Source organism: Rheinheimera tilapiae (genome assembly GCF_042432165.1).
GTDB lineage: Bacteria > Pseudomonadota > Gammaproteobacteria > Enterobacterales > Alteromonadaceae > Pararheinheimera > Pararheinheimera tilapiae.
In genome coordinates this window covers 656,556-669,179 of the sequence record NZ_JBHLXP010000001.1, presented here as the reverse complement: position 1 = coordinate 669,179, position 12,624 = coordinate 656,556, and the positions used below count along the sequence as shown (strand labels likewise).

At 47.0% G+C, this 12,624-nt stretch carries 8 protein-coding genes and 1 pseudogene; all 9 read right to left on the bottom strand.

All coding sequences use genetic code 11. The annotated features are described in order from the left end of the window. Nucleotides 1-570, bottom strand: a 570-nt coding sequence (locus ACFFJP_RS02855) for a dTDP-glucose 4,6-dehydratase (protein ID WP_377240294.1), incomplete at its 3' end; no start/stop codon positions are given. 6 nt (nt 571-576) lie between these two features. Further along, a complete protein-coding gene (locus ACFFJP_RS02850; RefSeq protein ID WP_377240292.1) occupies nt 577-2,364 on the bottom strand; it encodes a coiled-coil domain-containing protein in 1,788 nt (595 codons plus the stop codon). Nucleotide 2,365: 1 nt separating this feature from the next. Beyond that, complete coding sequence (locus ACFFJP_RS02845; RefSeq protein WP_377240290.1) at nt 2,366-3,772, bottom strand: hypothetical protein; 1,407 nt, start codon at nt 3,770-3,772, stop codon at nt 2,366-2,368. 138 nt (nt 3,773-3,910) lie between these two features. Next, nucleotides 3,911-6,154 (bottom strand): class I SAM-dependent methyltransferase, encoded by a 2,244-nt coding sequence (locus tag ACFFJP_RS02840; RefSeq protein WP_377240288.1) that lies wholly within the window; start codon nt 6,152-6,154, stop codon nt 3,911-3,913. A gap of 640 nt (nt 6,155-6,794) precedes the next feature. Beyond that, nucleotides 6,795-7,838, bottom strand: a complete 1,044-nt coding sequence (locus tag ACFFJP_RS02835; protein ID WP_377240286.1) for a protein-glutamate methylesterase/protein-glutamine glutaminase — start codon at nt 7,836-7,838, stop codon at nt 6,795-6,797. A gap of 11 nt (nt 7,839-7,849) precedes the next feature. Then, on the bottom strand, nt 7,850-8,467 hold the full coding sequence (gene cheD, locus ACFFJP_RS02830; RefSeq protein WP_377240284.1) for a chemoreceptor glutamine deamidase CheD: 618 nt from the start codon (nt 8,465-8,467) through the stop codon (nt 7,850-7,852). A 3-nt stretch (nt 8,468-8,470) separates the two neighbouring features. Then, nucleotides 8,471-9,313, bottom strand: coding sequence for a CheR family methyltransferase (locus tag ACFFJP_RS02825; RefSeq protein WP_377240282.1), 843 nt, complete (start codon nt 9,311-9,313; stop codon nt 8,471-8,473). Nucleotides 9,314-9,746: 433 nt separating this feature from the next. Beyond that, a pseudogene (locus ACFFJP_RS02820) lies at nt 9,747-11,834 on the bottom strand (methyl-accepting chemotaxis protein); the annotation flags it as partial. A 296-nt stretch (nt 11,835-12,130) separates the two neighbouring features. Next, nucleotides 12,131-12,616: a chemotaxis protein CheW gene (locus ACFFJP_RS02815; protein ID WP_377240280.1), complete on the bottom strand. Its 486-nt coding sequence runs from the start codon at nt 12,614-12,616 to the stop codon at nt 12,131-12,133. Between the last annotated feature and the right edge of the window lie 8 nt (nt 12,617-12,624).

Genomic DNA, 12,624 nt, shown 5'->3' with positions numbered 1-12,624 from the left:
CGAGCAGTTAGTCACAATAGTCGGCAAACCGAAGGTGCGTAACCAGGCCCGCACTAAATGGTCCGACGCCGCTTTGCTGGCTGAATACGGGCTGCTGGGCGCATAAGGCGTGGCTTCGGTGAACAGGTCATCAGTCCCGTGTAAATCGCCGTACACTTCGTCGGTCGAAATATGATGGAACCGGAATGCCTGCTTATTGGCCGCATCGAGTTGCAGCCAATAAGCACGAGCCGCTTCCAGCAAGGTGTAAGTACCGACAATGTTGGTCTGGATAAATTCGCCGGCACCGGTAATAGAGCGGTCAACATGACTTTCAGCGGCCAGATGCATCACGATATCTGGCTGACAATCTTGAAACACCTGTTGCAGCTTTTGCGGGTCACAAATATCGGCCTGAATAAACTGATAGCGATCAGAATCTGCCACTGAGGTCAGTGAATTCAGATTGCCGGCGTAAGTTAACTTGTCCAGTACCACCACCTTGTGTGCGGTATGTTCAATCAGGTGACGCACCACAGCAGAGCCAATAAAACCGGCACCACCGGTGACTAAAAAAGTTTTCACAGTCATTCAGCATTACTCTTTTAATATCAATTCTTTAATTAAATCTATCTGCGCTTCGGCCTTCAGCATTTCTTGCTGCAAAGCATGTTGTCGTTCGCTCAACTGTTGGTTTTCTTCCAGTAATCGGCGATTACTCTTTTCTAACTGAGTAATTGCATCCAGACGATATGTAGCCTGATTGGTCATATTTGTCAGATTGGTGGTGGTTGTGTCCAGCAGATGTTGTAGGTCTATCGCTCTCGCTTCAATATGGATTATTTGGTTTAGCAAGCTTTCACCTTTCGCAACCAGTTCCGCATTGTTTGCTACCACATTTCGCAACTCCTGCTCTTCAGTCTGCAATTGTACTCTTAACTGCGCGGTCACAACCTCAGCTGCTTCGCGCTCCGCGAGCAAAATTTGTTCTGCATGTTGCAGCTTTTGCTCAAGGGTATGTTGCTTTGCCAATGCCGCGGTTTCGGACTGAATAGTTTGCTGCGCTTGGCTTTCAGCTCTAGCCAATAGCTCGGCATTCGTAGCTGTGACAACTTGTAATTGTGTGGCTAAAGACATTTGTTGCTGTTGTAGTTGACCTATAACCATTTCTGCATTGTTCAAGTTTTCTGACGCAGCAAGTCCAGTGTTTAGCAAGTTGATATTTTCTTCTCTCAATGACTGCAATTCTGCCCCGATTGCCACTAGTTGCTTTTTGAGCAATTCGAGGTCATTTAAAGCAGAATTAAGCGAGTTATTTGCAATCCCTTCCGCTTGCTGCAGTTTTATGTTCTCTTCTCGAACTAGATGTAACTGAATCTCTAATGCTTGCAATTGTTCTACAAGTAATTCATTTTTGCTTAATAAAGAACTATGTGCCTCGGTTGCTGTCGACTCTGCCTGTTGCAATTTGTGATGTAGCTCTGCATTTCCGACTCTAGCTGCTTGTAATTTTACTTCCATTACTCGTAGCTGATTTCTTATTTTCCCAGTTTCACTATCTGCTTCAGTAACTCGGACGGCAAGCTCAACGTTGTCTTGCTTTATTCTAACCAGTTCCGCATTTTGTCTATGCGTTAGCTCCTCAATTTCAGAAGAATGCTGTTGCAAACGTTGAGACAATACACGCTGTTCTTCAATACTCATCTCAAGTTGGCTAGTTAGATCGTCATTCACAGTCTCAAGCTTTCGAAGCTTGTCTAACAATGGATGCCGCCGGAAAACAACCAGCCATAAATCAGGATCGGATTTGTCAGTTTCACACAACAAATATCCTTGTTGTTGCAGCCAGAACTCCAGCTCCGAACAAGTTCCTGCGTCCTGATATAACTCTGTTTGCCCCACTTGCACGTTCAACTGGTAAAACAAAGTCAACAGATCCTGTTCGGCAAGGGAGCGCAGTAACCCATATGCCTGTGCCGGGACCGAAAGCACCAGCGTATGCTTAAATGTCGGTTCTAACTGTTGTTCACGTATCAATGTGGAAATACTAATCGCCTGAAGAGTGACCTGTTCCTGCAACTTCAACCCAGGATACAACTGTAACAGCCCCGTAGCTGGCTGCAGCGCATTAAATTGGTCCAGATTATAGCGATAGAACAAAGAAGGCCCGTCTTCTGTCGCTACAGCCTTAATTAACGATCTAACTTTTTCATCTCTCTGTTGCAGCTGAAGCAGAGGTTCGGTTTGCATTTCATCCGCTTCAATCAACAAACATTGGCTGTAACTTTCTGGGATCAGACTGTGGAAATTAGCGGCATCACCCGAACCAACCCATACGAGCACACCTTTATCGTTCTGCTGAACAGCGGTTGTTCCGAATGTCATTTCAGTTTACTCCCTCAGCGACAGCATGATACTGGCGTCCTTCCGTCCGGCCATGCCATTCAAAATGAAGCAATGGATCTAACGCCGCCGCAGCAACATCCTCATGCTGCACCAAATAGTTAGTTGCATCGAATTCCGGACCAGGGTTAAACATTTCTACAGTGCCAATGGTCAGATAGTGATCGGCTGCATCCATCGGAGAACTACCTTCCGGCATATATTTGTTTTGATACCAAATCGGATCGAATAATGGCGACGATAATAACGCTACACGCTCTTCCAATGACTCGCGGCTTAATAATGCCGGCTCGTGCGCAACACGTCTAAGTACAGTTGCTAGCATTGTCAGTCGGCATTGAATGCTCAATAAAGCAGGATTTTCTGGTTGTTGGCGAGACCGCTCAATCTGAAGATAGTAGTCTTCCAGCTGCTCTTGCACCTTAAATAGTTGATCTAACAACAAAGTATTTTCATGCTCGGCTTGCTGCAGCGCCTTAACGTCTGCTTTGAGTTCGTTGTTTGCCGCGGTACTGGACAACTGTTGCGTCTTTTCCGTTAGTTCAGCTTCTGTTGTTTGTTGAAGCGATTGCAAACTGTTATATGCAGTCTCGGTTTCGGCTAATTGATGACGTAAGTCCTGAACTTGCCGGTCTGCGCTGTTAAGCGTTGCCTCTAGTTGTTCCTGCACCTTATGCAGCTGCGTCAATAACAGCTCGTTCTCTTGTTGTACCGGTAATTGCAGTTGTTGGGCCTGATGCAGACTAGTCTGAAGTTCAGCGATATGCTGTTTACTACTCTGCTCAAAATCCTGCTTCAGCTGGTTCACACTATTAAGCTGGCGCTCAACGGTCTGTAATTGTTGTCCCTGCTGCTGAAGCCGAAGTTGTTGCGTCGCTACTTGATCCTGTAATTGTGACAGCCGTTGCTGCTGCAGAAAATGCTGATGCAACACGTCGTCAAGTGGTAACAATCGTAGCGAATCTTGCTCTGTCAAAGGTAGACTGCTTGCCACCAACAACGAATTGAGGTGCATAATCCCGGAATTGAGCCGGACAAAATGACAACATGCTAATAGGGCAAGATCAGTCTGCGGCTTGATCACATCAACTACATCAGGCATGTAACCCGCCTCAAGACAGCGCGTGGGCCAAAGTTCAGGCTGACCAAGCCATTCATCACAATCGACCAGCAATATCCGTTGCCTTTGTGATTTTTGAATTTCGAGCAAGTCACGGACCAGGGCTTGCCAGTGTTCCGCCGCTTTATCCAAACTCCATCCAGCACGAACCCAAGCCGCCATGGCATATTCTGCCCTACTGAACAAAACGACAACGGCTTCTGCAGAAGACTGCAAATGATCACGCAACATATGCAAATCTGTCGGCTGTTGCACGACCAACGTTCGCATTTCAGTGTTTCCAGCAGCGGTGGGAAAAACTGTTGTCAGTAAAGGTTCGTTTAATGCCGGACTTACCGACACAATGGCTTTCATCTGCACCTTGCTCCTGCTTTATAATTTTCGTTTTATTGCTGTATTAGCCCGATGTTAATCGATGGCCCGCGCACTGAATAAACGCTGTTCTGCTTGTCCAAACTTCACGTAATGCACCAGTGGATTTAGACCAGCGTCGACCACGTCCTGATACTGTGCAAGATAAAACGCCGAATCAAATTTCGGGTTGGGTTTACGGCCCTCAAAGCCGCCAAAACGCAGATAATGCTCCAATGCAGGCAAGCCACTTTGCTGCACATCAGGGTATTGATTGAGGTACCATTTTTCGTCAAATAAACCTGAATCTTCAATCAAATACATTTGTTGCTGTAGCTGTTTTTGCCATAACTTCTGGGCCGAGTAATCTCCGGTCAGCAGACGCACTGGCCAGCTCAGTTTCCAGGCCAAACTATTTTTCAGTTGCAACAATTGCTTCTCTTTATAGCGAATTTCTGTGTTGGCGACCGCCTGAGAGCCGGCAGCAGCCGCATGTTGCTGCTGCATAACCTGACCCAGTATTGCCAGCTCGCTGTAACATTGCTGGAGCTCAGTATCTTTTTGCTGTAGCTCTGCGTGTTTTTGCTGCAATAGAATCCCTAGCTCAGCTTTTTCTGCTTTTAGCTCAGATAAGTTGGCATCCATAAGTTGAATTTGGTCGATCTGCTGATGATGCATCGCAAACAAAGCGGCATATTCCGCTTGGCTTTGCTGCAATCTCGCCTCTACTTGCTGTTGTTCTGCCAGTTGATACTGTTGTAATTCGGTGAGCTTGCTGTTTTCTGCCTGACTTCTTTGCAGTTTGATTTGTATTTTACTGAGATCTGCCTGTAATTGTTGCTGGGTAGCAACCAGAACATCATTTTTTTCATAGCTCAACTGCAAATTATCTGATATCTGAGTCAGATCTGCCTGCAGTTGCTTCATATGTTGCTGGTATTGGCTGTTTTGCTCTCGTAGCTTCTGGCTCTCTTGTTGATGCTGCTGCGTGGTTTCAGCCAATCTCAGCTCACTTTCATGGCGTTGCTGTTCAGCATTGCGGGTCATCGTAGCTAGTTGCTGATGCGACTGCTGTAATTCGGTGGCCTGTACCTGCAGCTGTCGTTGCAGTTCTGCGCGGTCTGACGCCAACGTCTTGTTCAGCTGACTGGCCTCGGCCTGCGCCTGTTGCAACTGCTGCAGCTGTTGTCTGGCGATCGTCAGCTCTGCATCTTGTTCCATCTGCTTCAGCTGCAGCTGGTTATTGTCGGTTGTCAGCTGTTCGACACTGCTCAACAAATGGCCGGCTTCAAGCTTTAATTCATTGCGCAGGTTTTCCAGCAGGCTAATCCGTTCATTCAGCGCTTGCTGTTGTTCCAGCTTTTGTTGTTCGGTCCGGTTCAGCCGGGCGCTGAGCGCCACCGACTCCTGCTCACGCTTGGTCAGCCAGTTTTTATGATCAGATAAATGCGTCAGCAAATCATCAATCCGTTGCTGGCGTTCATGTAGCTGTTGGCGGGAATCTGCCAGTTCATCATTGATCAGTGCCAGCTGCTGTTTAGCTGCACGGGCATTCATCGTTTCTGAACAGGCTTTCCCTAACCGGCTGAACACGTTTTGGACTATTTCGTAGGTCTTTTCGCCAGGCCGGATCTCCAGCAAACGGGTGAGGCTGTCTGAAGGAATTTCCTTTATCACAACTACCAGCAAACCGTGTTGCTGTAAAAATTCAAAATGACGGTACTGAGTTTGCAACTGCTGTTTCAGTTCAGCCACCTGTTTTGCCGCAGATTGGCTGTGATGAAGCAGCACCACGGCTTTTTCAGACAATTTTGGCAACCAGCGCTGAAATACCACGGATAAGTTGTCGCTGTCGGCTGCAGGATTGATATGTAGCAGGTCGACACTGTGGTCGAGAAAATGCCTGGCGGCATCAGCAAAGTTGTCAGACTCAAGGCGGGAAAATTCTTCATATTGTTGCTGATTGTATTTCAGCGCCGCCTGAAACTGCGACTCGTTTTGATTGGACCATTGATCAAAGCCATAACAGCGCCCCACCACATTAAGTTTGTCCATCGCCTGACAAAAGGCAAAATATGAAGCACCGGCGGCCACACCAAGTTCTACCAGGATGCGTGGTTTGACACTTTCAATCAGCCAGAAAGCAAAGGGCAGATGGTCCAGCCAGTCCGATTCGCACAGAAATTTCGGCCGCCAGAACATCACGCGGGAAGATAAACTAGGTAATGCACCCAATGGTTCATTGCTTAAATCATTGTTAGTACGAGTAATTAACTGAGATTCTTGCTGATGTTCCGTCATATTGTCCTGTTACCTGTTCGTCTTAAGTCTGTCACAGAGAGCCGTTGCTGGTCCCGCTGCTGAATTCGCACAACTTGTTACTATATCAAATGATTGACGTAAATTGTGCCGAAACGTGCGTGGCGAGCGCGCCGTAGATAGTAATGGCTGTTTATAGTTTGCAGATTTATCAGATGTCGCTTAATACAGCGGCAAGGTATTGCAGTCTTTTGGAAACATGAATAAGTGCATGCTGTAGCCTGTCTGGCCAGCGGGTGATGCACTTTGGGTATTGTCGGGATCTGCAGGGCTTGTTCAAGCGCTCACAATTCCGGCTGTACTCGTCTGCCAACCGCCAATGACCTGAAACTGGTCACTGCGCTGGTATCCACCATCCAAATTAGTGTCAAAATTCCCTGAAAATCAGCGTCGAAATTGTCTTACCAACAACGAAAGTGGCTATTGTACTCTTAAATGCCTGTAGTTTTGTAGCCCGCACAACGCAACTATCTGCCGGTCAAACGTGGCAACGCGGATTCGTCAGGCTGGATGAACAATCAAACAGCAATAGTTGAGGCGGGTAAAGCCTGAATTCATCTCCGCTGTCGGCCACAGACCTCAGATGCGCGAGGGGCCGCTGTTTAGCTGGCTTACACCAGCACTAGAGCCGGTAACTGCCCCTGCGCGACAACTCGTTAAACGCCAATTGTGCAATATCCGACAATGGACAAACCCGATCAATGGCTCCCGTAAGAATGGCTTCTTTTGGCATGCCAAATACCACACAACTATCCTCGTCCTGGGCAATCGTATAGCCGCCCGCGTGATGGATCTCCTGTATCCCGATCGCCCCATCTTTGCCCATCCCGGTTAGAATCGCCGCGACGGCATTAGGCCCTGCAGCTTTTGCCACCGAGCGAAACAACACGTCAACCGATGGTTTATGCCCGCTTACCTTGTCACCGTCGCTCAGTTTCAAGCGAAAATCAGCACCGGAACGCACTAATTCCAGATGGAAACTTCCGGGCGCCACGTAGATATGTCCTGGTAATACCCGGTCATTATCTTCTGCTTCTTTGACCGTATGCGGGCATAACTTGTTGAGGCGTTCAGCGAAAGTTTTGGTAAAACCTGCCGGCATATGTTGCGTGATCAGCACGCCCGGGCAATCCAGCGGCAAGGAAAGCAACAGTGTTTTCAGCGCTTCGGTGCCACCGGTCGAAGCACCGATGGCCAGAATTTTCTCGGAAACATTGAAATGCTGCTGGTTCTTTACTTGTTTGACGACACTGCGCTGACGATTGCCAAGCTTGGCCTGAGCAGCACTTTTTATCTTATCGATAATCTCTTGCCGGTAAGCTTCAATCCCGGCTGCGACGTCAATTCTGGGCTTCGCAATATAATCTACCGCGCCAAGCTCGAGTGCACGCAACGTCACATCTGCGCCACGTTCAGTCAGGGTAGAAATCATCAGTACCGGCGTTGGCCTTGCTTTCATCAACCGGTCCAAAAAGGTCAAACCATCAACTTTTGGCATTTCAATGTCTAAAGTAATCACATCGGGCTGATACTGATTGACGAGATCTTTGGCCTGGTATGCGTCGGCAGCGGCTCCGACTAAGACAAAACCAGGTTCAGATTTAATGATTTCAGTCAGTAAACTTCTGATCAACGCCGAATCATCAACGATCAATACCTTGGTCAAATGTAGTCCCTCTACTCATCAAATAATTCAACGTCCCCGGATTGTCTGCGTTGGCGCAGTTGCATCCGATAAGCACTTTCACGATCGATAATAGTGGTGTTGTGCAGGTTCTTAATCTTACGCACCAGCACCTGACCTGTTTCGGCAAAAAAATACACCTTGCGCGGATACACATCGAGCAAGTCTTTGCCCACTACAGGTATGCCTTCAACTTTCAGATAATCCAGCACAAATTCTGCGTTGCGCTCTCCGACATTGGTGGTTGTGAAGCCCTTCAGTACATTACCGCCGCCAAAAACTTTCGCTTCGAGCCGATGGCGGGCCGCCCCCAGCTTAAGCATATGGTTAATCAAAATATCCATGGCAAACACGCCATAGCGGGCTGATTCCGACAACATATCGTTTGCACTGCCCCCCTCAGATGGCAGCAGAAAATGATTCATGCCACTGATATCCGCTACCGGATCACGCAGACAAACAGAAACACAAGAGCCCAGCACCGTGACAATCAACATTTGCTGGGCGGTGACGTAGTATTCGCCGGGCAAAATTTTCACGGCTTCTTGTTCAAAATGCCGGTCAAAATAGCGATTCGGTGCTAAATGCGGGTTATTCAGATCAAAATCCACCCATTAACTCCTGTTTGTTACCGGCTTATAAGTCGTTTTGCCATTGGGTTTCACCAGATGGCTGGCATGAGCAAAGTTTTCCGAGTGGCCGGCAATATACAAACCGTCCGGTGACAACCGTTTCACCATTCGCTCCAGTATTTGAAGCTGCATACTTTTATCGAAATAAATCATCACATTACGGCAAAAAATAACGTCAATCGATTCTGGTAACGGCCACTTTTGGTCTAATAGGTTTATCCGGGTAAACTTCACCATGGCCGCCAGCTCGGGGACGACCCGCACTTGTCCGGCCTGTGCTGCAACACCACGATGAAAAAAGTTTTTCAGCTGTGTCTGCGATAAATTCTCTACCCGTTCCTGCGGATAAATGCCTTTGGTGGCAATAGCCAGCACCTGGCTGTCGATATCTGAAGCGATAATGTCGATCGGCACCTCAAAGCTGCCAAAGTGTTCAGCCACCGTCATCGCAATGGAATAGGGTTCTTCACCTGTACTACTCGCTGCACACCAAATTGTCTTGCAAGCCGGATGTTGCTTCAGGTATTGCGACAACACGTCAAAATGATGCGCTTCGCGAAAAAAGGAAGTTAAGTTGGTCGTCAATGCATTGATAAAGTGCTGCTCTTCTTCCGTATGACGAGCCAGATATTGCAAATAGTCCGCGAAGCCAGCCAGTTTGAGCGTGCGGATCCTGCGCACTAAACGGCTGTAAACCATTGAATCTTTGCTGGGATTTAATCTGATGCCGGCTAAATCGTATAAACGCCTGGCGATTGCCTGAAAATCAACAGCGGTAAAACTGAACTCTCGTTCCTGAATCAGCGCTGCGGGCTTATTCAACATACTTGTCCTCATCAGGCTTGAAACAACTACAACTACATCCCTTCACACAGACCTGTGTAAAGGGACGACTGACAACGCTCTCAAACCTCTTATCCTGTTAGAAGCTTTCCCACTCATCATCGCCAGGAGGAGCCTTCGGCAGCGCTTTCACCGGTTTACCTGATTTGGCCGGGCGTTTTGGCGCAGCAATGGCCGGCGGTTTTTTCATATTGACTTGACGGGTGACAACCGACTTTGATGACTTGACGGCTACGCGCGATTCTTCCGCATTATCCAGTTTGAACATGGCAACATGATCATTTAACTGCTCCGCCTGCGCCAGCAGGCTTTCAGCGGCAGCTGCAGCCTGCTCAACTAACGCAGCATTCTGTTGTGTCATCTCGTCCATTTGATTAACAGCTTTGCTGATTTCATCAATACCGGTTGATTGCTCAAGTGAAGCTGCAGCAATTTCAGCCATGATGTCATTGACCCGCTTGATCGAGACGACAACGTCTTTCATCGTGGCGCCTGATTTATCGACTAAATCATTGCCATTACGGATCTTATTCACTGAATCTGAAATCAGCGCTTTGATGTCTTTGGCAGCATTTGCCGACCGTTGCGCCAGCGTGCGAACTTCGGAAGCGACAACGGCAAAACCGCGGCCCTGCTCACCCGCCCGCGCCGCTTCAACCGCTGCGTTCAACGCCAGGATGTTGGTTTGGAAAGCAATACCATCAATGACGCCGATGATATCCGAGATTTTTTGCGCCGATTCATTGATCGAAGCCATCGTCGTGACCACCTGCTCAATCAGCTGACCACCACTGACGGCTACTTCAGAAGCTTTTGCAGCTAACACATTGGCCTGTCTGGAGTTATCCGAATTCTGCCGCACAGTGCCCGTTAACTCTTCCATGCTGGAAGCGGTTTCTTCCAGATTCGACGCTTGCTGTTCCGTGCGATTGGACAAATCAGTATTGCCTTCAGATATCTCACTAGCAGCGGTATTGATCGTTTCTGCAGCATGCCTGATTTCACCGAGCATTCTGGCTAGATTTTCAGCAGTTGCGTTACAGCTATCTTTTAACTCGCCAAACAAACCGGCGAAATTGCCTTCGATTCTTTCAGTGAGATCGCCGCTTGCGACAGCGGATAACACGCTGTTGATTTCACTCAACGCCGTCTCAGCTGTGGAGGTCAGCTCATTAAGCCCTTTTGCCAACACCAATATAAAATCAGCTTTGTCAGCCTCATCAATCCGTTCAGCGAAATTCCCCTGGACTGCAGCTTCAACAATGCGGGCAATATCCTGTTCAACCAGCACTTCAGCGGTCCGATCTTTCCATTCGACGACAGCTCCAATCCGCACGCCGTCATCGTTAAACACCGGATTTGCAGTGAGCTTAAACACCCGGTTGGAGATTTTGATCGTCGTGGTGTAGGTGCTGGATAACTTTTCCAACAAGCTACGTTGATGTGCCGGATTTTTATGGAAGTTATCAATACTTTGACCGAGCAAATTATTCGCCGAAAAGTTCGGCAGTGATTTACGTAAATCAGATTCCGCTGTCTGCAGCATGTTGATAACAGCTTTATTCATATAGATAATATGATTTGTTTCATTTGCTATCATCACGCAGGTATCTATATTGCCGAGCGCGTCACGAATTCGAAGATTTTCATTATGAATGGTCCGTTCTTCCTGCAAGCGAGCCAACTCCTCCGTCATATCATCCCATTCAACAACAGTCCCTATTCTTTCGTGCTCATGATTAAAAACAGGCGTCGCAATAAGATCAAATGTTAAATCGCCTACTTTTATTTTTGTATTAAATGGAGTTTTAAGTTGAGCCAACATCCCCCGTTGATGACTGGGATTTTTATGGAACACGTCAATGTTAGTCCCAATCAATTTATTACACTCGAATGCAGGCAGATGTTTTCGCAGCTCAGATTCATTAATCCGAAACATTCGCATCAGGGATTCATTGATATAAACAATATTAAGCTCTGCATCGGCCATCATCACATTGGCCTGGCACACATCCAGCGCATTCTTCATCCGTTGATTGACGCTGTTCATGACCGCAGCCTGCGCCAGTTTGGCCAACTCTTCAGTCAAATCCTGCCACTCAACAACAGTACCGAGCCGCACCCGGTTATGGTCAAACACCGGGGTCGCTATCAACGCAAAAGTGAGTGGGCCAATTTTGAGCTGGGTCTTAAAAACGTCAGTCAGGTTCGAGATCAATCGTCGTTGATGTGCCGGATTTTTATGGAATGAATCAACATTAGTCCCAATCAGGGTGTCAGCACTGAAGCCGGTGATATGTCTCTGTAATTCAATTTCATTTCTTTTCAGCATCGCTTTCAGAGAATGGTTTACGTAGTTGATGACCATATTCTCATCGGCCATCATAATGTTTGCCTGGCAAACATCTAATGCCGATTGTAATGCAAAAGCTTGCGCAGCCAAAGCTCGTCCATTGATATCATCACTATCTTGCCGATTGAATATATTACTCAAAAAACCCATGATGTAGACTCCATTACTCTGATGTTTTGTGCTGTTAAAATGGTAATACCTGTGACTTCATCAGGCCTTGCCGTACTGCGAAATTTAATATTGCGCCCTTACCCGGAGATGCCTCCAAATTGAATTCAGAATATATCCATTTTGCACAATTAATAGCACCTGAATTGGCTAACACTGCATTTCCGGAGAATTCATACCCCACCTATCTACTCGGAAATTATTCTTGATTGACCAACGCGATCATTTAATTCAATAAATTTTACAGCAAGAATACATTTCAATATCCTCTTACAGTGTCAAATACTTACTGGATTTTCAGCTGAATCAAAAAGCCCAAGCTCTTTGCTTGAAATGAGAGACTCAATATTCAACAAAATAACCATAGTATCGCCCACTTGGCTTAACCCGTGTAGAAATTGATGATCAAAAGCTGCGCCAAACTCCGGTGGTGGCTTAATATCATCCTTTTGCAACCTAACCACATCCGACACTGCATCCACAACAATACCAACAATTCTCACACCGATAGACAGCATAATTACAATAGTAAACTCATTGTATATTGCACTCCCTACATTAAATTTTAAGCGCAAATCTATAATTGGAACTATATCCCCACGAAGATTCAAAACTCCTTTGACAAAAGGTGGGGCATTGGCAATTTTTGTCACTGCTTCATAACCACGAATTTCTTTGACCATCATAATTTCGAGACCGTAATGCTCGTCTCCCAATGTGAAGGTTAAAAATTCCTGACTGTTATCTGATATTGATCCTGACATGCTGGCTC